General features: G+C 55.5%; 5 protein-coding genes. 2 read left to right on the top strand and 3 right to left on the bottom strand.

Annotated features, from left to right (window positions below):
- Positions 1-113: 113 nt before the first annotated feature.
- The 3 genes from gcvP to ACJJIR_RS17420 form a co-directional block, all read right to left on the bottom strand.
- Positions 114-3,005 carry an aminomethyl-transferring glycine dehydrogenase gene (gcvP, locus tag ACJJIR_RS17430; RefSeq protein WP_444906298.1) on the bottom strand — a complete coding sequence of 964 codons (2,892 nt, stop codon included), beginning with the start codon at positions 3,003-3,005 and terminating at the stop codon, positions 114-116.
- Between the two features lie 975 nt (positions 3,006-3,980).
- A complete protein-coding gene (locus tag ACJJIR_RS17425) occupies positions 3,981-4,346 on the bottom strand; it encodes a hypothetical protein (protein ID WP_444906297.1) in 366 nt (121 codons plus the stop codon).
- A gap of 3 nt (positions 4,347-4,349) precedes the next feature.
- Positions 4,350-4,925: a hypothetical protein gene (locus ACJJIR_RS17420; RefSeq protein ID WP_444906296.1), complete on the bottom strand. Its 576-nt coding sequence runs from the start codon at positions 4,923-4,925 to the stop codon at positions 4,350-4,352.
- 300 nt (positions 4,926-5,225) lie between these two features.
- Here ACJJIR_RS17420 and ACJJIR_RS17415 point away from each other — a divergent pair, with 300 nt between their 5' ends.
- On the top strand, positions 5,226-25,619 hold the full coding sequence (locus ACJJIR_RS17415) for a hypothetical protein (RefSeq protein ID WP_444906295.1): 20,394 nt from the start codon (positions 5,226-5,228) through the stop codon (positions 25,617-25,619).
- Entirely contained in the window at positions 25,616-26,110 is a 495-nt protein-coding gene (locus tag ACJJIR_RS17410; protein ID WP_444906294.1) for a hypothetical protein, read from the top strand. Before ACJJIR_RS17415 ends, ACJJIR_RS17410 begins: the two co-directional genes overlap by 4 nt.
- The last annotated feature ends 191 nt before the right edge of the window (positions 26,111-26,301 follow it).

Here is a 26,301-nt window from a genome sequence, read left to right as displayed (position 1 = left end):
ACGTAGCTATACAGGAAGTGAGAGTTTGTGCCAGTTCGATAAAAGTATTGTGGGTCGAATAAAAAAGCGGGCATTAAGCCCGCTTTTAAATCCACCTGTGAGAGTGTTGAATCTTACTCTGCGTAGCTCTCAATCGGAGGGCAGGAGCAGATCAGGTTGCGGTCGCCGTATACGTTGTCGATACGGTTAGCGGCGGGCCACACCTTATGCTCTTTTAACCACGCCGCTGGGCGCGCAGCGATATCGCGGGAGTAGCTGTGTGTCCACTCATCGCTCATCACGTCCTCAAGGGTGTGAGGGGCATTGTGCAGCGGGTTGTCCTCTGGGGTGTATTTACCGCTGGTTACATCTTCCACTTCCTGGCGAATTGTTGCCATCGCTTCGATAAAGCGATCCAGCTCACCCTTGGATTCGCTTTCGGTAGGCTCGATCATCAGGGTGCCGGCTACCGGGAAGGACATGGTGGGGGAGTGGAAGCCAAAGTCCATCAGACGCTTGGCGATATCCTCTTCAGTGATACCGCTGGCTTCCTTGAGTGGGCGCAGGTCAACCAGGCACTCGTGGGCAACAAAGCCATTGGTGCCGGTGTAGAGCAGGGAGTAGTGTTCACCCAGTTTTTTGGCTACGTAATTGGCGTTCAGGATCGCCATCTCGGTAGCCTGCTTCATGCCCTGCTTACCCATCATACGGATATACATCCAACTGATCGGCAGGATGCTGGCGGAGCCCCAGGGAGCGGCGGAGATGGTGCCGTTTTCCAGATTGGTTTCCGGTACTTCAGTCACCGGGTGGGCCGCCAGGTAGGGCTTCAGATGCTCGCCAACAGCGATCGGACCCATACCGGGGCCGCCGCCACCGTGAGGAATACAGAAAGTTTTGTGCAGGTTCAGGTGGGATACGTCACCACCGAACTGGCCCGGAGCTGCGACGCCGATCAAGGCGTTCATGTTGGCACCGTCGATATAAACCTGGCCGCCAGCCTGGTGAACCAGATCGCAAACTTCGCGGATACCTTCCTCGAACACCCCGTGGGTGGACGGGTAAGTGACCATCAGTGCGGCAACGCGGTCGCCGTGCTCTTCGATTTTGGCTTTCAGGTCTTCGATATCCACATTGCCTTTATCATCACAGGCAACCACAACCACTTTCATGCTCACCATCATGGCGGATGCCGGGTTGGTGCCGTGGGCAGAGGCGGGAATCAGGCAGATGTCGCGCTGGGTTTCGCCCTTCGCTTCGAAGTACTTCTTGATAGCAACCAGGCCTGCGTATTCACCCTGGGAACCGGCGTTGGGCTGCAGGCTCACCGCATCGTAACCGGTGCAGGCGGACAGCATTTGCTGTAGCTGGCGGAACATTTCCGCGTAGCCTTCCGCTTGCTCTACCGGTGCGAAGGGGTGCAGTTTGCCGAATTCGGGCCAGGTAACCGGGATCATCTCGGCGGTGGCATTCAGCTTCATGGTGCAGGAGCCCAGGGGAATCATGGAGTGATTCAGGGCGATATCCTTGGCCTCCAGAGACTTGAGGTAGCGCAGCATCTCAGTCTCGGAGTGGTAGGTGTTGAACACTGGGTGAGTCAGGAATTCAGTATCGCGCGCCAGGGCGGCGGGTACACCCAGGGAGCCCTTGCTGGCAATTTCGCTGTCCAGGGTGTGCAGGTCGATGCTGTGTTCGGTGCCGATAAACGCATTGATCAGGTCGGACACATCCTGCAGGGTGGCGGTCTCACTCAGGCTCACACCCAGAGCGTCTTCACCAATTTTACGCAGGTTGATCTCTGCGGCCAGGGCGCGCTGGTAAATCTCTTCCTGCTTGGCGCCAACGGTGATATTCAGGGTATCGAACCAGCTGTCGTGGGCCAGGTTAAAGCCTTCCTGCTGCAGGGCGGAAGCGAGAATATCTGCCAGGCGCTGGATGCGGGCAGCGATGGTTTTCAGGCCTTCAGGGCCGTGGTAAATCGCATAAAAAGCGCTCATTACCGCCAACAGCACCTGGGAAGTACAGATGTTGGAGTTGGCTTTCTCGCGGCGAATATGCTGTTCGCGGGTTTGCATGGCCATGCGCAGGGCGCGCTTGCCTTTGCTGTCCACGGACACACCGATAATACGACCTGGTGCGGAGCGTTTGTAAGCTTCGCGGAAGGCGAAGAAACCAGCGTGGGGACCACCGTAGCCCATGGGGATGCCGAAACGTTGGTTACAGCCAACAACTACGTCTGCGCCCATATCACCCGGTGCTCGGAGGGCTACCAGGCTCATCAGATCAGCGGCCACGGTTACCAGGGCGTTGGCTTCGTGTACTTTGGCAATAATGTCAGTCAGGTCGCGTACGCGGCCGGTGCTGCCGGGGTATTGCAGCAGGGCACCGAACAGCTCGGCGGGGATATCTTTTTCCACATCGCCTACAACTACTTCGAAGCCGAAGTGCTCGGCGCGGGTCTTAACTACGGCGATGGTCTGTGGGTGGCAGTCCTGGTCTACAAAGTAGACGTTGGATTTGTTGCGTTTGACCTGGCGCTTACACATGGCCATGGCTTCAGCTGCTGCGGTACCTTCATCCAGCATGGAGGCGTTGGCCAATTCCATACCGGTGAGGTCCATAATCATCTGCTGGAAGTTCAGCAGGCCTTCCAGGCGCCCCTGGGCAATTTCCGGCTGGTAAGGGGTATAGGCGGTGTACCAACCCGGATTCTCCAGCACGTTGCGCAGGATCACATTGGGGGTAATGGTGTCGTGGTAACCCATACCAATAAAGGTGCGGTAGATCTTGTTGCGCGCTGCGATATCTTTCAGCTCTGCGAGGGCCTCAACTTCATTGATCGCGTCGGCCAGATCCAGCTCATCGGTCTTGCGAATGGCTTCGGGCACGGTTTTCTCGATCAGCTCTTCGAGGCTGGCAACTCCGAGGGTTTCCAGCATGGCCTCTACCTGTTTGGCATCGGGGCCGATATGGCGATGGATAAAGGCGTCGTGTTGTTCCAACTGCTGCAGCGATGGTTGGGTCATAAACTTCGTTCCTGTAGTCGCAGGGAGTCGTCGCGGTGCGCTCGCGGTTAAAAATAGCACCTGGCCTCAGTACCGCTTTTCCTGTGGAAAGCCTCGGGCCTCCGCGTTGCGGATAGGCGAGGGTAACGCTTGGGAAAATCGGTTTGCAGGCAGCCCCAGTGTCGCAATACGGAACCAAAGGGGAAGCCGGGCCATAGCGGCAGGCGCGCATCTTAGCAATCGGGGCGAGTAGGGGCAATCTGCGGGATTTGAGCGAGGAAACTGCTAAATTTGGGCTCAAAAAGTGGGTTAAATCCTGTGAAACAGAGGGTGGAATGATTTTGTTCTGCGGGCAGGGGGGGCTTGTCTATAGGTGTCAGTTTTAGATAGCTCCAACTTTGCTATAGGGCTGCTTTATTCGTATTTGGTGCCCGGTTAAATTGATTTGAGGCTTCTCGTGTTGTCTGACGGGGCTGTTAGTCTCTGCAGGAGTTAATTTGAGAGGTGGGTCAACCACATAAGGTTAAAGCTTTGTAGTAATCTAATTTTTTTGCCTTCGAGCTATGTAATTGGAAGAGTAAGCCCCCTCTGTGGCGAGGTTTGTAAGTATATAAATAGCCTTCTCTAACTCGTTAAAAATCAAGTGATTTCTTCTAGCTATAAATACTTTATGGTCTGTTGATATTTTTACCTAACGCGGGCTGATGCGAGTTAGAGGTTCGTTATAGTTACCGCGAGGTGGTAGAGAAATGCTCTCTAGGTCTTTACCTTCCTGCGAAGTCGGTTAGCCTGAAGGTAATTAGGCTTATTTCTGTATGATTTGTTAAATTTTTTCTTTTCGCGGGGGCTGAATTTTGGCAATTGGCGGCTGTGCTTTTTGGTTGGAATTGTTTGTACTTTGTTACTAGTTTTCGAGAATGGGTAGATAGGCTGTGTAAATGCGGGCTTTAATTCCAGAGGCGATGCCAAGGGTTGACTGCTTTGGGTCGTTCTAACTTAGGGGGTCTGTTTTTCTTTTACTATGGCTTGAATCAGAATTTCAAGTTGGGAGTTCACCTTGCTATCGGAGATCATAACTTCAGTGATTGATGTAATCATTGACTGCAGGTTCTCAATAGGAATTTTCTGTTCGAACTCAATAGCAAGAATTGTGCTGATGAAGTTTTTCTTTAAGGACTCTAGGTTCTCTCCGTGTCTATAGAGTTCCGTTATCTTATTTCGTAATATTTGATCAACGTCCAGTGTGCTCGTGGTCGGGTTTTCTGAACTTCCTCCTCTTGGTGGTGACTGCTTTCGTTGTCGGGATGGTGCATTTAGTTTGTTTAAAAGAGTTGTAAGATTTTGATCCGTAGTTATTTTCATAGGTTAATTTTGTCCGTATTTAGAAAGCAGCATTTTATTTACGGCGCTGTTTTCTTCGTCTTCTACCTGTGGTTCCTCTTGAGGAGCGTTTTGATTAATTGTGGCTTCAATGATTTTCTCAATATCCTTATTTAGAGCAGGGTTTTCGTTGTTTTCTAAAATTCCTCCTCGTAGCTGTTCAACGCCATCTTCTGTATTGCCGTCAGCTATCGCTAGGAGCCCTCGTGCGAATTCTTGAAAGTATCTAGGAGAGCTTGTTGAGTTGACGATATGCTCCCATACCTTTTTAGCTTCACTAATTTCCTGTGTTACTAAATAGAGTTGCCCCAGCTGGAAGTGTGCGATCCATAATTCTGGAGCCATAGAGATTGCAGCTTGCATACCCTCAATAGCTCGATCATACAGTTTAATTTCAGCATGTTCGGCAGCAAGAAACAGGCGTTTTGCGGGGTGGTCTTCAATTGAGATGCTGCGTTTTAGTAGCTCAATAGCTCTGTCATGGTATTTCAGGCTGCTTGCCTCAATTGCGCAATGGAATAGTTCTTCAGCGTCAAGATCGTCGTTGATTTTTGATGACATGGATATCTCCTGTTACTCGATTGCATTCTACCCGTCATACGCCATCGCAGCTAGCCTTCTTATCACGGTAAAACTACTTCTCTTTGTTTATTTAATGCTCCTCGCACCCTGGGATTGTATGTGTGGATAGTTAGCCATGCATACTGGCTATAGCTGTGAATTCATGCTTGCAAAAATTTATCTAAATTTCTCCTGTACGATTTGGGTGAATTTACGGATATATATCTAAACGAAAGTAAAAAACTGACGACATCTCAGGGTGAGCACGTCAGTACAGGTTAGATATTTTAGGGTAAAGCTATGGTCGCCGTTATCAGTGGGGAAGCTCTGGGTCTGTTTAATAGCACACAGGCAGGGGTGGGTTCGGCAAGTTTTGGGCAGGGACGTGAATCCATTTATGTCAACGCCTCCACCGGCAATTTGGTACTGCGCCAGCAGGATGAATTTGTCGCGGCCTCAGGCCTGGATCTGTCATTGCTCCGCACCTACAACAGCCAGGGGCAACTGGATGGCGACAACAACGATGGCTTCCGCTTTAACTTTTCCAACCAGCTGACCAACCTGGTCGGCACCCCTAATCAGCCGGGTAGCCAGATTACCCGTATCGGCAGTGATGGGGCCGAGACCATCTACCGCTACGATGCCAGCCTCCAGGCCTATATCTCTTCTGATGGTGCCGGCGCCCACGACCAGATTCTGTTCGACAGCGGCAACAACCAGTGGGTCTGGCGCGAGGGCTCCAGTCGCGTTGAAGAAGTCTACGGCAGTATCAACGGCAACTGGAAAATGGTGGCCCGTGTCGATGCCGAAGGCCGCCAAGTCGTTTTTGGCCACAACAGCAGTGGTCTGGTGGACACGGTTACCGACGCCGCAGGCCAGACACTCGCGATTACCTATAGCGGCACTCGCGTTACCGGAGTGACTGTCAGCAGCGACGGCACCACAGAGCAGCGCCTGCACTACAGCTACGACGCCCAAGGCCGTTTGGAAACTGTTACCGTCGACCTGTCCCCGCAGGACAGCAGTATTGCCGACGGCAATGTGTACACCACCACTTACGAATACGACGGTGATAGCACCCGCGTTGCCACGGTGCTGCAAAGTGATGGCAGCCTGATGCGCTTTTACTATACGGATGTGGACGGGCAGGGGGATTACCGTATCTCCGAAGTGCACAGCGGCCGGGTAGCCTCCAGTGGCATGGCGCTGGAGTTTGATAACAGCGACCGCCGCATCACCACCTACAGCTACGACCTGGGCAGCAATAAAACCACGATCACCCAAATCGACAACCCGGAAGCCGGTGGTGGCAGTTGGACAGGGGTGCAAACCGAACTGACGTTTGACAGCGCCGGGCGCATTACCGAGATGAAAGCCCCCGCCGACCAAAACGGCGTGCGCGAGCTGACCCAATATCGCTACGACGCCGACGGCAACCTGCTGAGTCTCACCGACCACAGTGGTGACACCACCACGTATGAATACGACAGCCGCGGCAACCAGACTTTGGTGCGCGACGCCCAGGGCAATACGGTCGAGCGCGAATACGACAGCTATAACCAGCTGAGCAAAGAAACGGTCTACCTGCGCCCGGACCCCGATGGTGCCGGCGCCGAGCAACCCAGCGAAGCCCGGGTTACCCACTATATCTACGACGACCAGCAGCGCCTGCGCTTTGTGGTCGGCCACGACGGCACGGTACAGGAAACCCGCTACAGCGATGCCGCACAGAATGCCGAACACGGCATACCCGCCCGCACCGTCAGCGGCATTACCTACTTACAACACGGCTACTTCGACCAATTCGACGCCGCCAACTACAGCGAAGCGAGTGCCGAAAACCCCGTCGACTTTGCCTACAGCACCCTCACCAGCTGGGTGCAAAACACCCAGAGTGATATCCAAGCCAACAGCTTGCACAACGCCACTCGCCGAAGCGACACCCGCCTGGACTTCCGCGGCCAGGTCTACAGTGTGACCGCCTACAGCGCCGTGGGCAGTGACGGTGAGGGCATTGCCGACGGCAGTGAATCCACCCAATACACGGTCTACGACGCCAACGGACAACTGCGCAGCACCGTCGACCCCCGCGGCGGCGCGCAAGATGCCAGCAGCTATAAAACCAGCTACGTCTACGACGGCCTCGGCCGGCTGCTCAGCAGCACCGATGCCGAAGGACATACCAGCACCACCCTGTACAGCGACGCCCAATCACAGGTGATTAGCACCGACGCCGACGGCCTGCAGATCACCCGCAGCTACGCCACCAACGGCAGCCTGATCAGCGAAATCCGCCACGACACCACCAACGGCAATGCCACCCTGGGTGAAACCCGCTTCTTCTATGACACCCTCGGGCGTATCCGCGCCACCCAGGACGCGATCGGTGCTATCAGCCACAGCCTCTACGACGACAAAGGCCAGATGGTAGCCGTGATCAGCGCCTCCGGCGCCATCACCGAATTCCACTACGACGAAGAAGGCCGTCAGGTACAAAGCACCCACTACGCCAACCGACTCAGCAGCAGCCAATTACAGAGTTTGTTGCAGAAAGACAACGACGGCCAAGTGATCGGTATCGATCAAAGTATTACCCTGGCAGACCTGCGCCCCACAGCGATCCCCGACAGTGATCGCAGTACTTATCAATACTACGACGACGCCGGCCAGGTTCGCTTTCTTATCGATGCCGAAGGTTACCTGAGCGAAACCCAATACAACGCCCAGGGACAGGTGCTGCGCACCACCCAGTACGATGTAAAAATACAAAATCCTCAGGGAGAAACCACGGACACCCTAGCGGCAAAGTACGCCGCCAGTAACGCCCACCTCAACGTTACCAGTGACAGCGCCACCCAATGGTTGGACCCACAGCAGAGTTACGCCCAAGCGGACAGTCTCGGTTTTAACCAGCGCAGTATTGTCAATCAAAACGGCAGTATCGACCTCAGCCAATCCGCCACCACGCGCCCGGCGCAAAATCCCTATGCCTTAAGTGGCACCACCAATGCGCGGGTCGAAAATACGCACACAGAAACGGTGAGTGGCAGTGCCATTACTACTGCTTATACCCGTCCGCCGGTACAGCCCTATACCTATGCCAGCACGGCGATTGTGGCGGAGCAGTTTACGGATACGGATAACCGCACTTTGTCGGTTAGATCGGAAATAGAGAAAAACGATCCCTCACAGCTTTATACTTATTCGACAACGGCCCATACACGGGTCAGCGCGCCTTCTAACCAGACCAAGACGGTTTCTGTTTATCGTGAACATAGTAATGTTAATTCAACTAATGCTTCTACCAAGTTAAAAGCGGGAGCGTTTACAGCACGAACAGGATCAGCTGATGCTGTCAATAATAAATTTAAAAATTGGAAGATCTCTGTAACAGTCACTAGAAATGATGGTGCACTGCCAAGTGGATATGATGGCACCTTTTCGTATACAGTTTCCTCTAGAACTTGGGATGGCAGTGTAAATCTCACAACGCTTTATGGCGATAATCTGCCTGCTGGAAATTACAAGGTGCAAGTAGTCGCGCAAGAGTATCGTTCAGAATCCAGTTGGGAAGATACTGTACCTCCGCGTTTAATGACATTCACAGTTGGAGGGAACAAATACACACAAACAAAAACTTTCAACGTTGGCACCCGAATAAAATGGACCGATCCCACTTATGGACAGTCTAAAACTACCAAGTTTTATTATAAATCAACTTCCTCTTCCAATTGGTTATCTAGGAGCTTTACCTCTAGTGGCCATACCAATACGGTAGTTTTTGATAACCCTGGCTCTGGTAACTATAATTTTCGCATTGATTACCGGAATGGTAATTATCAAGGGGGCGTATATGAAGTTGGGATGCGTGGTGAAGGCACATTCTCTACTATTGCAACTTCAAACCAGAGCTTAAGCACTTCATTTAAAGGGGTTGCCACTACAAATACTAGTAGTAACTCTTCAGTTATTAAGTATTACACGGACAGCCTTCCTTCTAATATTCAAACTATTAAGGCAGTTTCTGTAAATAAGGCGACAGGAGCTTCGTATACTGCCTATACCTACCCACAAGATATTGAGCGTGATGGCTTTAATTGGAATGGAAAGATAAACCTTAGAACTGGCAGCAAACTTCCAGATGGTCAATATGACATTACGCTGACGATTAACGGAGCTGTACAGTCCAAAAAAGTTTATTATGAAATTGGCGATCAATACGAATATAAACCAACGGAGATTTCTTGGCCCGGATCTACCCAGCCTGATGGGACCGCAGTTGTTTTTAAATATCGCGTAAATGGCAGTGGTGATGATTGGACCAATGTTTCTCCCGTAGTTGACGGTAGCAATCATATTGCCGACCTTGGTGTGATCGGTGTTGTTGATAAAAAAATCACCTATGAGTACTTGATTGAGTATCTCGACGGTGACCAGGCTGTTAAATCGGCCTCAGGCACTTTTGTTGTTGATAAGGACGGAAGAACCACCGATAGCAGTACGGCTACCGCTTCTTTTGAATTTGAATCCACTCGCTATATTGAAAAAAGCTCTTCAACAGAAGTCTTGGGGTATTTTTCTGAAGCGTTAGCCAGCACAATTTCCCGTGCCGATGTACGGGTTTTGGATAAGAAAAGTGGTGCTCTTGTATCTACCGCCTCGACGTATCCTGCTGATTATCTTGAATGGCTCAAGAGTGAGAATCCGAATGATTATTCCTATGACGGCCACTTAAATTTAGATACTGATCAGGTATTGGGTAGTGGTCACTATGAGGTAGAGGTAACCACCTACGATATTGAAGGCGACCAGGTTGGTATCAATACCTTCGACTACGAAATCGGCACCCAAACCGAATACCATCCCACCTCTTTCCAGTGGCCGATCAGTTCGCGCCCTCCATCGGTTAGTAAAACCATCTTCGAATATGAGGCATCGCCCAATAACTGGCAATCGGTACCTGTCGTAGAGGATGGCAATAATCTCAAAGTGGTCCTCGGTGATGTAGATGATGCGACTATTTTAGAGGGCACTTATGACTTCCGTATTCGCTATGAACAAAATGGTGTAACCGTAAAGCAAACCACAGGAAGCCCATCGCTGACAGTGAGTAAAGGTGTTACCAAAGCCAGCAGTTTCGATTTCGAGTACACCGTAGTCTCCCTGCAAAGTGGCAGTGGTCACGCTATTACTGGTTATCCAGTTTCTATCGGCAGCGACCCCGCCCTCAATAAAATTGTCGCGCAAGTTAAAAATAGCAACGGCCAGCTGGTCTCCACTGCTGAAACTTATCCGCAACTGTTTGGCAGTTACAACGGCGAAGTCAATTTAGCGATAGGCAGTGAATTGACCGCGGGCCAGTCCTATAGCGTGACTTTAACCCTGCACTACGATGATGGTAGCAGCAGTGTGAGAGCGGCTTTCCCGGTGGAAGTGGGAGAGCAGTCAGCGCAGGATCAAATATTTCAGTGGTCTGATAATTTGACCACCGCCAACTCTTCCGGGGAAAACTTTAATTTTAATAGCGTTAGCATTATTGATAACCCCAGAGAGGGGACCCAAGACGGTATCGGGTCTTACTCCATCAGTGCCAACGGCGACACACTGCGTTTTACCGGCAACGCCTGGAAAGGCATCGCTTTTGATTACACGATTACAGAAGACACCATTGTTGAGCTGGAGTTTAGAAGTGACTCAGCAGCTGAAATCCAGGGTTTTGGGTTTGATGTTGATGGGGAGTATCGAGACCAGGGTTTTGTGCAGCTAGCCGGCACACAAAATGTGTCAACAATGAACTCCACCTATAAAACGTACTCTGTCGGGGATGGCTGGGTGCGTTATCGCATCCCGGTTGGCCAATTGGGGGCGCAGTTTCTGGGTGAGCATTCAACGCTCTATTTTGCCAATGATAAAGATATAAACCGGGAGCTGGGGGATAGCAGCTTTCGTAATTTCCGCATATTTGAAGGTGGAACAGCGGCAGAGGTTACTCATCTTGAATACCGCCGGGTTGGCAGTGAGAGCTGGCAAAGCACTCTGGTCAACCAAAACGGCAGCGACTTCACTGCCAACCTGGGCTATGAACTGTCCGGCGACTACGAATACCGTATCGCCACCTACCGCGATGCCGACGGCAACGGCCTCAGCGATAACGACCGTTTATTGCGCACTCTGTCCGGTACCTTTGCCGCCAACGACAGCGGTACCGAATCCGCCAGCTGGGACCTACCCAGCTATGAGCGCAGCAGCGCCGAAGGCTATGCCCTTGAAGGCTACCTGAGCGCCGCCGAAGCGGCGGACATCGCCTACCTGGAAACCGTGGTAATCGACAACGCCACCGGTTCTCCCATCAGCGCACAGCCGGCACAAACCTGGATCGATCCCGCCACCCTGCGCGACGGCTCCTTTGCCGGGCGCCTCAACCTGCTGGTGGGCGAGACCCTCGCCGACGGCGATTACAGCGTGCAGGTAACCCGCCACTATATCGACGGCAGCAGCCAAGTGGATGCCACCTTCCAACAGCAGGTGGGACGCCAGCTGCAGTCGGTGACCAACCCGCAGTTGAGCCTGGGGCTGGATGAAGCCTACAGCGCCAGCGGAGTGAGCCTGTCGATCCGCCCGCTGGGGAGCAGTCAGTGGGAAGCACTGTCCCTCGACCCCGCCACCGGCACCGTGGAGCTGGACAAAGATGTCCACGCCAACGGCGTGTATGAATACCAGCTGTCCTACACCCTGGATGTGGACGGCGTCCCGGTGAGCAAGAGCGGGGTGGGGCGCTTTACCCTGGCCGCCGGCGAGAGCTATACCCAGGCACTCAGCGCAACGGCCACCGGGGTGGACCTGGCAGATGCGCGCATCGGGCGCAGCTTCTACGACGATGCCGGTCGGGTCTCCGCCACCCTGGATGCGGAGGGCTATCTCACCGAGTACCGCTACAACCGCGCCGGCCAATTGGTATCCAGTACCCGCTACGCCAACCGTGTAGCGGATTACGAACAGAGCAGCCACTGGCTCAACAGCGGCACCTTGCAGACCCTGCGCCCCGCCGCAGACCCGGCGGCGGATCGCAGCAACTACTGGCTCTACGACGGCCAGGGCCGCGAGGTGGCGGAGATCAATGCCGAAGGCTATGTCACCGAGCACGAATACGATGTAGCCGGCAATCGGGTGAAGAGCACTCAGTACGCCACGGCTCTAGGGGATCTGGACAGCGCTTTAGCCGCGGTGGAGGGGGATCCCGCACGGCTCAGTCTGGGCGGGGTGGATTTTGTGCGTCACCGTTTTAATAGCGGCGATAATATCGATGCCAGTAACTGGCAGCTCTATGACAATAACCCTACTGGCGCCAGTGTTGAGCAAGTCTACGATGGCCAGTTGCGCCGCAGTGTGATCGAACTGACGGGCAGTGGTACCGATAATGGCTTCCGCCTGCGTATCGGTGATAACGGCGGGTTTGCCAGCTGGAATATTACCGATGGCACCATTGCCTCTGCGCAAATCAAGCTGACCGGGAGCGCTAACCTCTACTACCGGGTGAGCACTTCTGCCACTAGTAATGCTTATATCGCTTACCGTTCATCGATTAACGAGCCTTATACATTTGTCGATAGCAATGGATTCACTTTTTATAACTTCCCGCTGGAAGACCAGTACCTGGACGGCAACTGGCAGACCTTTGAGCGGGATATCCAGGCGGATATCGCTTACTTTGACGAAGGTGTAGAGCTACAAGAGATCGACTGGTTTACCGTGCGCGGCAGTGGCCGTATCGGTGCCGTAGAGATCCTCACCGACACCCTCGAAGCCGCGGGTACTGATATCCCAGGACAGCTGCGCCCGCAGGCCTCCAGTGCCGACCGCATCAGCGAATGGCGCTACGACGGGCGCAACCAGGTGACCCACGCCACCGATGCCTCCGGCAACACCAGCACCTTTACCTACACCGCCGGCGGTCAGCTGGCGAGCAGCCGCAGTGGCATTATGGCCAGCGGCTCGATCCTGGATAACTACCTGGACAACTACCAGGGCGACCCCACTTTCAGTGCCAACGACAGCGAGGCGCGGGATTACCAGTTTGAGTACGATGTCCAGGGCCGGGTGATCGCCGAGCGGGACCACCAGGGCCGGGTGGTGTTGAGTCACAGCTACGATGACAGCGGTCGCCGCATCAGCAGCACCGATGCCAACGGCTACACCACCCACTTTGCCTACAGTGCCGACGGCCTGCTGAAATACAGCCTGGCACCGGTATTCAACCCCGGTAATAACAGCCTCGAGTGGCAGCTGAGCAGCTTTAGCCACAACGCCTTCGGTGAAGTGACCGGCACCCGCCAGTACGCCAGCCGCCTCAGCAATACGGCGTTTAACAACCTGGGCCTGGCCGGCGATGCCGCCACCCTGGACAACCTGGCGGCGAGCCTCGCCGATGGTGAAGACACCGTCACCCGCACCGTCTACACCCAGCGCGGGTTGGTGGACAACAGCACTGATGGCGAAGGTTTTGTCACTACAGCCCAGTACAACGCCTTCGGCGAGCGCACCCGTTTAAGCCAGGCGATAGATGTTGCCAACAGCCGCCAGGCAGTCACCGACTTTAGCTACAGCCGCCGCGGCGAACTGGAAACGAGCAGCGCGCAACTGAGCAGCGGTCCCTTCGCCAGCATTACTTCCAGTACGGTGTACAACGCCTTCGGCGAAGCGGTATCCAGTACCGATGCGCGGGGTTACAGCACCCACTACGCCTACGACCGCCTGGGACAGTTGCTGACCCAGACCGATGCCCTGGCGCAGCAGACCCACTTAAGCTACGACGCCTTCGGCCGGGTACTGACCCGCACCGATGCGCTGAGCCGCAGCACCCGCTACGAATACGACGACGCCAACCGCAGCCAGACCGTCACCACCCCGGAGGGCGTGCAGACCCGCACCGTCAGCAATGTCCACGGCGAGACCTTCGAAGTCTCCATCAAGGTTGGAGACAGCTGGCTGCGCCAGGCGCGCTACGACTACGACACCCAGGGCAACCTGACCGACACCACCGATGCCCTCGGCAACAGCGCCCGCAGCGAGTACAACGCCGCCGGCCAACTCACCGCCAGTGTCGACGCCAGTGGCGTGCGCACCGAATTAACCTACGACCCCCAGGGCCGGGTACTGACCCGCACCCAGGACGTGGGCGGTCTCAACCTGACCACCACCCAGCGCTACGGCCACCGCTATGAGGAAACCGTGGATGCCAGCGGCAGCGCAACGCGCACCGAGTACGATAAAAATGGCCGCGTGAGCCGGGTCATTGTCGATGCCAGCAGCGATGGCTCCGGCCTTAATTTGCTGACCCAGTACCGCTACGACGGCCAGGGCAATGTGCTGGAAGTGCAGGAGGGCAGCCTCAGTGGCGGTATCGATGGCAGCGCCAGTATCAAGCGCACCACCGCCTACAGCTACGACGAGCTGGGCCGGGTACTGAGCGAGACCCTCGACCCCAATGGCCTCGCCATCACCACCCGCTACGAGTACGACCAGGCCGGCAACCGCACCGCGATGACCAATGCCCTGGGGCACAGCACCTACTTTGTCTACGACGAGCTGGGCCGTGAGCGCTATGTGCTGAGTCCGATGTATTTTAGCAATGCCAGCATGCGATATATCGTGAGCGAGAAGCAGTACGATGCCGCCGGGCAGCTCACACTCAGCACGGGGCACGGGAGTGCCTATGCCATGCCGGCAATCTTGGACATCGGTTCACTGACAGCATTGGTCAGTGATACCCAGTGGGACCGCACCACCCGTTATGTGTATAACGACGACGGCCAGCTGACCCACAACATCGACGCCCTGGGATATGTGACGGAGACGGTGTACAGCAGCACCGGGCGTGTCAGCGCCGTGATCCGCTATGCCGACAGGATAGATCCGTCCAGCGAAACTGTGGCCGACCTGGTGCGCGACACCAGTAACGATCGCGAGACCCGCTTCCAGTACGACGCCGCCGGCCGCCAGACCCATACCCTGCGGCTGTTCGAACAGGGCGGGGTGCAATACGCCTATGTCACCGAGAGCCTGTACAACAGCCGCGGTGAAGTGGTCGGTGAGATCGCCTACGCCCGCGCCCTGAATCTGGCCAGCGAGACCACTGCGGATCTGAACGCAGAAGCCGCAGACAATCGCCACAGCACCTTTATTTACGATGCCGCCGGCCGCCGCACCCACACCGTGGACAGCCTCGGCTATGTTACCGAGACCCGCTACGACGATAGCAACGACACCGAGACGGTGATCCGCTACGCCAACGGTATCGCTGTGCCCGCCGCCAGCGGCTGGGCGGACCTCAGTGCCGCGGACCTGGCCATCAGTGCCAACAGCCAGCACGACCAGGTGATCGTTACCCAGTACGACGCCGCCGGGCGCAAAGCCAGCCTTACCGAAAAGGTGTGGGCGGAGGGCGCCCTGCAAAATTACGTTGAGAGTTACCAGTACGATGCCCTCGGCAATCGCACCCAGATCAGCGACCCGCGAGGCTTCAAGACCTACTTCAGCTACGACGCCGCCGGCCGCCTGACCCACAAGCAGGTGCCGCGCAATACGACCCAGGGCTACCTGTCCACCTGGAGTTACGACACCCTGGGGCAGGTGCTGAGTGAGACCCACTACAGCCAGGCGGTGGCGCAAAATGCCGACCCGAGTGCTATCAATACCAATACCCTGGCCCATGCCCAGGATCGCCGTACCAGCTATATCTATAACCCCAGAGGTAATTTAAATACAGAAACCGATAGTGCAGGAGTGGTGACCCAGCATGCTTACAATGCTTTTGGGGAAATCTGGCGCACGACCGAAGCCAAGGACCTGGCCGAACAGCGCGTAACCTTCCGCGATTTTGATCAGCTGGGTCACTTGGTGAAAGAAACCAGTGGCCTGCCGGGTTGGGAGCGGAGCCCGACCGAAGAAGAGATGGGTGCCGACGAGCAAGTGGCCACCACTTACTTTGGTTACAACAGCTTCGGCGAACTGGAAACGCTGGTCAGCCCCCGCGGCCCCAGCTATACCAGCCAGCAGCTGCACGACCAGCTGGGGCGCAAGGTCGGTGAAATCGACGCCCGCGGCGGCAGCACCCAGACGGTACTGGACGCCTTTGGCAATATCGTCGCCACCACCGACCCCAACGGCAACACCGGGGTCTTCCTGTACGACGCCAACAACCAGCTCACCCACCAGGTGACCCCGGATGGCGCCGTTACCACCTACCGTTATGACGCCTTCGGCCAGGCCACCGACGTGCGCACCTACGCGCAGACACTGGCCGCCAGCACCGATATTGCCGCGCTCGACCGCGCCGCTTTGGAGTCTTTGCTCGGCAACTTGCAAGACCCCATTCGCGACCGCCACAGCGTTAGTGTGTACGACAACCGCGGCCAGCTGCTCACCAGCACCCAGCACGGCTACGACCTGGTCAACGGTCACGCCACCGCCAATACCGCCACCTATGAATACGACAAGGCCGGCAACCGCACCGCTGTGATCGACGCCAATGGCGCGCGCACGGATTATCACTACGATGCCCAGGGGCGGGTGATTCAGGAGACCGGCCCGGAGTACGCTGCAACGCTGACCTATCACAACACCGGCACCACCCAGGTGCGCGCTATAACCAAGTACAGCTACAACGCCTTCGATAAAACCTTCGCGGGCGATGGCTACTACTGGGATGTCAGCGCCGGGGAGGAGAAGACCTCGGCCTACGGCATCCAAAACCGCTATATGCGCTACGACCACAACGGCCAGCTGCTGGCGTTGCTGGGCCCCGCCTTTGTCGGTGCCAGCGACAGCGCCCTGGACAGCCCGGACTTCGACGGCAGCATTAGTACGGTGTGGATACGCTCGGTAACCGAGCGCCGCTACGACGCCCTCGGTCGCCTGGTGTACGAAGGCCAGCGCGGTATGCAGAATGCCAGCCTAAGTGACGACGGCAGCGCCAACGGCACCCAGCACGGCCAGGTCCAGGCAACCGCCTACAGCTACAACCGCCTGGATCAACAGGTGTACGCCCTGGATGCGGACGGCGGCCTGACCTACAGCACCTACGACGCCGCCGGCAACCTGCGCAGCGAGACCCGCTACGACCAGCGCCTCACCATTAACGACAGCGCCTGGGACGGCAGCCTCACTGGGCTCAATCTCGACAACAGTGCCGAGCACTGGCGCACCGACGCCCAGGCCCTGCAGGGCAGCGAATTTACTACCGGGCGCACAACCCATTACCAGTACAACGCCAACAACCTGGTGACCAAAACCGAATCCGATGCCGGGGTCTTCTTCGATCTCAACAACCTGGTGGACCCGGACTCCACCAGTGGCGACCAACAGGAACTGCAAAACGGCTTTAGCCTCGGCAGCACCCAGAGCAGTCAAGCGCTCTACGACGCCAATGGCAACGCCATTATCCAGATCGATGGCAAGGACCAGGCCAGCTTCGCGCTCTACGACAGCGCCGGCAACCGGGTACTGGAAGTGGACCGCCTCGGCTATGTCACCGAGTATCTTTACGACGGTCTCGGCCAGATCACCGCGCAGACCCGCTACGCCGACGCCCTTAACTTTAGCGGCCTCGGCGCCCCTAAAGCGGAGGATGGTAGTGAGGCGCGCCACGCCTGGCTCGACAACCTCTACACGAGTAACCGCGCCGCCCTGGTGGCGAATATCGCCAGCGGCGACGAGCGCACCACTGAGTATGTGTACAGCGGCCGCGGCCTGCTGCTGGAAGAGCGCATCAAAGGTGAATCCTTCTCGCGCATCAGCAACTCCGGCACCGCCCTCAATATCACCCAGGTGAGCAGCGATCTGGTCACCCGCTACGACTACGACGGCAACGGCCAGGCCATCACCACGGTGCGCTACGACGGCGATGAGAATGCCGCAGATAGCCGCGTGGAGAGTGCCAGCTACAACGCCCGCGGCGAACAGGTGCAGATGCAAGGCGCCGAGTACACCGACTACCGCGGCCAGAGCGTGCGCGGCACAGTCAGCTACCGCTACGACCTGTTTGGCCACCGCACCGCCGAGATAGTGCACAACGACAGCGGCAACCAGGTTACCAGCCACTACTACAACATGATCGGCAAGCGGTTAGAGACCCGCGACGCGCGGGAAAACAGCGGTGACGCCAACTACGAAGGCAAGACCCGCTTCTACTTCGACGCCTTCGGCAACGCCGTCTACCAGAGCCAGACGCAGACGGATATCGACAACGCCCGGAGCCAGGTGATCACCTGGCTGCAATACGACGCTGCCGGGCGCGAAATTGCCCGCAGCAACAACGTCGATAAGACCGAGCTGGGTGGCCGGGTACAGCACGATATTGCCTACAACACCCACGGCCAGATTGTTGGCAAGGGCATTAATACCGACGTGCGCGACTCGGTGATCGGGGGCAAATACCAGGAGTACTACGTCTACGACGAACTCGGGCGGTTATTTAAAACCAACGCCGACAACGGCTCCCCGCGTATTTACCTGTACGACCAAAACGGCAATGCCTCGTTAGAAATTACCGCGATCAACAACGACAGCCTGGACGGTATCCAAACCGCGCGGCAGGCGATGAACGAACTCACCCAGAGTGAGACCCAGTGGAAGTACAGCCTGTACGACCAGGAAGACCAGCTGATTACGGTGGTGGAAGCCCCGCTGGCGACGCCCAGCGATAACCCCGATCTGGATGTAGGCTGGGATGTGGATAACGACAACTCCGAAGTAACCAATAGTGTGGACTCTGAGGCGGGCACAGATCCCACGATTACCGGTATCGGCTCCGCCAAAAAAACCACCAACAGCACCAGTAACTCCACGGTCTGGGTCAACCTTAACAACAGCAATATGCCCAGCACCGCTGATGCCGCGGTGAATAACAAACACAGCATGCCCGCCGAGCGCGCGCAGAAGACTGTGCGCGATAACAATATTGGCTACGTGGGCAATGAAGGCGAAGGCTATGCCAGCAACCCCGGCGGCGCTACCGCCGTGGATAGTGCCCGCTCCTGGGTGGATAACACAGATGAACTGTTCTACCTGAGCAGCAACGACCCGCGCCTCAACTTTGAAGACCTCGGGCTCACCGCCAAACAGCAAACTGATCTCGCCGGACTGCTGGGTAGCACCAGCTACCAGCTCGGCGGCACCAGCCAGGGCAGCCACCAAGGCTATATCGAACGGGATACCCGGCACTACTACACCAGCCGTCAGGTCACTCTCGACAGCGGCCGGGAAATCACCGTGTTTACCAACCGTATTGAGGTGGAAGAACAGCTACACGTATTTGTGCCCCTGTCCAAAGACGGTACCCAATACGGCTGGCGCGAAGTGGTGATCACCACCAACGCCTACAACTACGACATTACCAGCGACTTCCTGCAAGCGGACGACAGCGCCGCAGACAGTGCCCTCGAAGATGCACAGAATAACCCGCTGCAGGTGATGCCGAGCCTGGACTGGTCGGTAGATGGCAACACCCTGAGTCTCGACAGCAGCGATGTGGCCAGTGTGTTCGGCAACAACACCAAGGTCAAAGTGCTGGCGAAGAACAGCAGTGGCCAGGTGGTGATGGACAACGTCCAGTACAACTGGAGCGATGGTATGGACATCGCGCTCAACAGCAATGCAGCAGCAGTATCGCTGACATTCCTGAGCGCAGATGGACTGGTGTTGCACGCAGTGGATCTGTACAGCGGTAGCGCCGACAGCCTAAATGGCAGCGTGGGCCTGCCGGGTGAAGGGGTTGGCCTTGAGCACTTACCGGAGGTAAATAAGTTCTGGTTGTCTGCCGGCTATCAGTCCTCGAAGCAGGGCAGTTCGAGAAGTACGAGTCTGGCTTACAGTGACTCGGCGAAAATCAAAGAGACTACTTATGCAACTGAGGGCACTAAATCTACGAGCTATCCGGGGAAAGTAGAGGCCTATGGGGATGTTACGGTTACTTATTCTACGGTTCGGATGAAACTAGTGGGGCAAGAACCCATGGAGGCTAGGCCTGGGGTTCCAGCCGAATATCTCTTTGATGCTAAAGCCGAGGTTACTTTTACTGTTTCCGGGCTGAAAGATGCGACTGGAGCCACCATTAATATCAAAATTAATGGAGGAGGGTCTAAATCTGTCGCTGTTACCAGTAATGGGACCTATACGGTTGATGGTCCTTGGGATAGTCATAAAGGGACAGAATATCCTTACCCTGATGTCACCGTTTCTATGACCACTAACGGTCAAACTTGGGGTACAAATACTGGTGGTGGAGGTGTATCTAAAACCTCTCCAGAAAGGATCAAAGTTTACGATCTGCCCCCCGGCACAGAGTCGATTAAATTTGTTGCCGACGGCAAAACCAAAAATGTGGATGTGCCCACAGGGCAGAGCTGGGTATACGTCGATACCTCATCGATGAATAACAGCGCCACCAGCCTGGCGTTTCAACTGTGGGCCTACAGCAGCAATAGCCAGAAAGGCACGGTTCTAAACCACGCCAAGGGTAATTTTAATAACAACAGTGGCGGTACGGTGACTAACATCACTAATGCCGTGACCAAAACCGTCACTACTAACACTTACACCCACAGCGTTTCCTCCGAGGGCGACAGCTACACCTCCGTCTTTTACTCACAGGTGGGCATGTACAACCGCGAGGCTATCCGCAATATTGCCTTGCAACTGACCGGTGCCGCCAACGACGAGACACTGATCGCCCACCACGCCACCTACAACGCCTTCGGCGAAACCGTGGCCTCGATCGACAACAACGGCAATGCCACCCTGTACGAGTACGACCAGCGCGGCAATGTAGCCAAAGAGCTGAAGCCGGAAGCGGACGTCTACACCGAGCAGATGACGAAGTTCCGCGCCCACACCGCCACCGAATACGGCGTCAATGCCTTTGGTGAAGTGGTGATGGAAAAGGTGGGGGCCGAAGCTGCCGCCGGTGCCAGCAGTGCCACCCGCACTGCAATTACCAACTACAACACCCAGCACCAACAGGTGCGTCTGCAGGACTATGAAGCGGGCTTATTGATTGCCAGCCAGGACGGAATAGGGGATTACGATACCCAAGCTTACGACCAGGCCGGCAACCTCAAGGGCAGCAGCCAGCGGGTGTATTACGCCAATGAGCGCGGCAGCGGCACCGGTTCACTTTACTACCAGGTGGCCTACCACTACGACGCCAACAACCAACTGGTGCGAATGAATCGCTTCCAGGATAACTCCCTGGCGATCGACTACGGCTATAGCGCCTCCAATCGTTACGACGAGTGGGACTACGACGAGTTTGGCAACCGCATTCGCCACCGCAACGCCCTCTACGGCGACACTAACCCTGTGCTCTACGCCAGTTTCAACAGCGGTGGCAGTGTCGACAGCAGCGGCACCGTCGGCCAGGAGACCTACCGCTACGATGGCATGGGCCGGGTACTGCAGTACAAGAGCTATAACGGCAAGATCACTGACTATGCCTACGCCTGGAGCGACTCGGTGAGTCGCAATGTACTGGCCGCGACCGGCCAGCAGGCACAGGGCGCCGCCGATGAAGTACAGCTGGGTGGCTATATCACTTCTATCGCCAAGTCCGGTATGGGCGGCGCCGTGGATACCGACTGGAACCAGTCCTCCCGCGAGGATGTGCTCAGTGACGCGGTCGACTACTTCGGCAAAGCCGTCTGGCACGACGACCTCGGCGGCCACCGTATCGAATACGCCTACAACTACGCCGGCTGGCTATCGCGCCAGACCGGCAATACCGCCCTGAGTGGCGACGGCACCTGGGAAGCGCGCAACAACCAGGATATTCGCTACACCTACTACCACAACGGCAACCTGTTCCGCACCTACGACTACGGCAATAACGGCCTAGCCGATGGCGACCAGACTGCCGCCAACGACGGTGTCGCCCCCGCCGTTACCGAATACCGCTACGACAAAGCGGGCAATCGCACCGGCGAGCTCTACTACCGCTCCAACGACCTGTACAACAACCTCGGCCGCGTGGTGTACCAGCACAGCAACGCCACCTACGATGAACAGGGTCGCATCACCAATATCGAAGGCTACGACGAATACGGTAACGCCTACCAGATCGACTACACCTTCGATGTGTTTGGCAACCGCCGCAGCGTCAGCAGTGTTTACGACGGCCGCTATGTCGACAATCTCGATGGCACTATCGACGGCAAGACGCAATCGTTCTACTACACCTACGACAAAAACAACCGCTTCACCCTCACCCTCGGCGAGTTTGAAAACGGCCAGATTGTTCTGGGTAAAACCGGCACCGCGATTGCCTACAACGGCCTCGACCAGCGCTATCTCGCCAGCCGCGCCAGCGACGGCAGTATCCGCGAGAAATACGCCTACGACGGCAACGGCCGCCTCACCACCGTGCATATCGACCAGGGCAGCGGCTTTGTGCTGCGCGCCAGCCGCGTCAACAACGATGCGGGGCAGGTCACCGCCTACTACGAGTACGACTCCGCCGGCAAACTGTCCAGCGCCACCGACAACTACTACAACGCCGACGGTATCCAGCTGGGTTACGCCACCACCCAGTACGATGAGAATGGTTTAGTCACCGACGAAGTCACCCGCAGCCGCAACACCTTCCTCGGTGACGGTCAGACGGTGGACACCACCATCACCAGCGCCTACCCCGAAGACGGCGCCGCCCCCACGGTGACCACGCTGTACAACACCTACGAAAAGTGGGATAGCTACAAAACCAAGTCGGTGGTAATCAGCGCCGACAACAAGGACCTACACCCCAAGCAGCGCCGGACCTGGGAAAACGGCGAAGCCTTCTACACCTATGACAGCAACGGCCATATCCGCCGGGTCTACGACGTCGAAGGTCAGCGCGCCATCGCCTATGTGACCGACAAGGAAGGCCGCACCCTGGTGCGCGAAGAGATCAATGACGACGGCCAGAACAGCTACGGCCGCGAGATGCGCCACTTCTACTACTTCAACGGCCACGCCGTCGGTGATGTGGGCAACGACCAGGTGCCCAGCCGCTACGACTACGTTAAAGCACTAGCCGAGGCTGAAGGAGCGGGCAACCGTCACCTTAATAGCAACGGCGACCACGTGCAGGCGGTGCAGTCGGCAGACTTCGACCAGAACTACCAGCCGATCAACCCCAACTACCCCACGGCCAGCTACTCCAGCTACGAAGCCCAGGGTGGAGAAACCCTGCAGAGCATCGCCGCCATGGTCTGGGGTGACTCCAGCCTGTGGTACCTCCTGGCCGATGCCAACGGCATGAAGGGCGACGAGGTACTGACCAAAGGCCAGCGCCTCGAACTGCCGAATGTGGTTACCAATATCCACAACAACAGTGACACCTTCCGCCCGGTAGACGGCGCCCTGCAGATGGGGGATACCGCCCCGACCCTGCCGGATGTGCCGCCGCCACCGCCGGTGGATGATGGTGGCTGTGGCGCGCTGGGTATGATCCTGGTGATTGTGGTTGCGGTGGTGGCCACGGTATTTACAGCCGGTGCTTTTGTTTCAGTTGCCGGTGCTAGCATCGGCAGCATGATGGCAGCGGGTGCCGGTGCTATTGCCTCAGGTACCCTGGGATTAGGGGCTGCCTTTGTGGCGGGTGCCGTGGGCTCGATTGCCAGTCAAGTAACGGCGATGGGCCTTGGGATGCAGGAGGACTTTAGTTGGAGCGATGTCGCCATAGGTGGCTTTACCACGATGGCAACGGTGGGCGCCGCCAGCTACCTGAATGGAATTGACAGCTTTACCAAAATGGTGGATGGGGTCTCCAAACTCAACTGGGTCGGTTCTGCCGCTTTGGGAGCCAGTACTGCGGTCAGCAGTTACGGCATTAACAAAGCGTTTAATAAGGATGTGAGCTTTAGCTGGCGCAACGTGGCGACTTCTGCGGTTGCTTCTGGGGTTGCCTCAGGCCTGAGTGATGGTTTCTCCCAAACCAGTGAAGCTGGTGTGCTGGGTGAAGTATTACAGAGCGGCAGCAGCTTTGGTGCGGATGTAGGCCGGGAGCTCACAGGAGCCCTGATCAACGAATCGGTGCAGAGCGCTATCTGGGGTGACAGTTTTGACTGGGGTGGTGTGGCAATTGCCACTGCTGCAGGAGTTGCTCAAAGCTCGATCAAGCGCTTAGGCGGTGATGGTGAGCCGGTTGCCGGCGGTGGTCTGGATGCGGGTTCTGTTACTGGCGGCGAAAAAGCCAGTGCTAGAGAGCGCGAGTTACAGGAGCGCGTTGATGCACACGTAACAACAATTACGGGTTATCAAGGGCGCGAAGGTGATCTTGAAACTGTACAGGTTATTGCTAGCCGAAGTGATATTTGGGGCAGTGAGAGGGACTACTGGTCTAACAGTTCGGTGATCCAGCGGAATACGCAGGTGATGATGCACTCCGCTGGTTTTAATAGTCGGCTAGATGCGAAGCTTGCAAATTATGAAGCACGCACCCTGCAGGCCAGGGCCGGTGTGCAGGCAGTTTGGGATGACTTCCATGCGGGTGTTGCAGCGTCTGCTGCGAATTCGCATTTTGCGAGTGTAGGGGGGACTGACTTTTCTGAACAGGTTGCGTCTTTTAATAGTTACTCTACCTGGCGTGAAGGTGAAATAGCTCGTTTCAACAGTGAATGGCAGAGCTCTAACGGTGCCATTCGTGGCCTCGGAGAGTTTTCAGCTGCTGTCTGGGGCGCCTTTGAAAACTTTGGCGATACAGTGGAGTATGCCTTTGGGCTCACTGGCGCTTTAGGCAGTGATATCCAGTCTGCGAATTGGGAAAGCTTCACCGATGGTCTGGTAGTCGCCGGCAAGTTAACAGCCGGGGTTGCCCTACAGAGATACGCTCCGGAGCACGAGTACGCTCAATTTGCCAGGGAAACTCTGGTTAATGGTGCGGTGACGTACAAAGATTCGGTCGTAGCTACCTATGAACGGTCTGGCCTAGCTGGAGCCATAGGTAAGGTGGGTGGCGATATTGTTGGCGGTGCCGTGGTGGGTATTATCACCGGTAGTGGGTCAGCTAGCGCAGCTCGTCATGGCAGCTTGGCCGGAGGGCAGATGCTTGAAAATGCGCTTACCAGAACCTCAGGTGGTAGAATGGCAGCGCAGCGGGGTGCTGTTGGGGATCTGGGGGCTAATCCGCTTAGGGCTGGAGGTGCTCCAAATAGCTTGCCTAAGAATCTATCAGTAAGCGCCTTAAGCAACATATCTGATGCAGCAATTAACCCGTCATTAGTAAGAAGAAATTTATCTCCTTATGTTCGCAGTGGTAATACTAATAATTTATCTGTTGCTGCTGGTTCAGTTGAAATTGACGGGAAAACACAATACTTGCTCGCGGTTAGCGGTAAAGGTTGGAAAGGAAATGCACCTAGTAATGTTAAAATAGATGGTATTGAGTATCAGGTGATTAGAGGTGATAGTGGCGCTGTTCCAAGTGTTCCGAATGGCCCAAATGGTTCTACGAATTTTAATCATGCAGAACAAAAACTGATGAGCTATATGCAGGAAACTTATTCTGGTAGGCAGGTGAATATATCAGTTGGCGTGGAAAATACTTCGATTGCTAATCCAGGAATGTGCTCTGGTTGTACGATAACTAGCAGCAGCTTCGCTGCAAATAATCCGTTTTTTAATATTCGATTCTTTGAAGGTAGTTCGGGAGTTAATCCATGAGTAGTGAGTTTTTAAAAAGTATTATTAGTGAAGGGATGGTTAGCGAGGGTTTAGAATGCTCAGGGTACTCTGAATTGGAGCTAAAAAAAATTGCACGATTATATGATATCAAGATTAAAGGCCAGTTAGAGTCATTCCTTGGGGAGATGGGTAAGAGTGATGGCGGTGTTATAGGTGATTCAGTAATTCAACTATATCGCCCGTCTTGGAAGGTTCGAGAGCACATTCTCTTCCAGCTTGATTTTTTTAATCAAATGCAGGAGGAAGGCTTTTATGATTTCTTGAATAAACCATTTGTATTCTCTTTGATATCGGAGACGCAATATTACTTTATCCAGACAGCATCAGATGATGCGGTATATCACTATGATTCCAATGCCGAAACTGTTAAGAAGACAGAATGGGACTTAGCTGGGTTCTTAACGATACTTGTAAATGAAAATAAAGGACAACTTCAGACTAGGTCTGAAGGTAATTTACTAGATATTTAAGCTTGATAAGCCCAGTTTGATACTGGGTTTTTTTATCTGCTAGAGCTCGTCCCTAATTGGTTGGCTGTGTACTTTAAAATCATATCGTCAATAAAGCCAATCTTGTAACAATTCTGGAGAATAACAATTCTGGACACCCATAGATTAGAGAAAGGCGCCAGCAGCGTTGCTGGCGCTAGTCCCAGTGGCTA

The organism is Microbulbifer maximicatervae (SeqCode), assembly GCF_052467385.1.
The sequence above is the reverse complement of the archived record's forward strand: the minus strand, read 5'-3'. Positions and strand labels throughout refer to the sequence as shown.

Bases quoted from the DNA above. Each gene is read 5' to 3' on its own strand.
- gcvP (WP_444906298.1), bottom strand. From the start codon at position 3,005: ATGACCCAACCATCGCTGCAGCAGTTGGAACAACACGACGCCTTTATC.
- ACJJIR_RS17425 (WP_444906297.1), bottom strand. From the start codon at position 4,346: ATGAAAATAACTACGGATCAAAATCTTACAACTCTTTTAAACAAACTA.
- ACJJIR_RS17420 (WP_444906296.1), bottom strand. From the start codon at position 4,925: ATGTCATCAAAAATCAACGACGATCTTGACGCTGAAGAACTATTCCAT.
- ACJJIR_RS17415 (WP_444906295.1), top strand. From the start codon at position 5,226: ATGGTCGCCGTTATCAGTGGGGAAGCTCTGGGTCTGTTTAATAGCACA.
- ACJJIR_RS17410 (WP_444906294.1), top strand. From the start codon at position 25,616: ATGAGTAGTGAGTTTTTAAAAAGTATTATTAGTGAAGGGATGGTTAGC.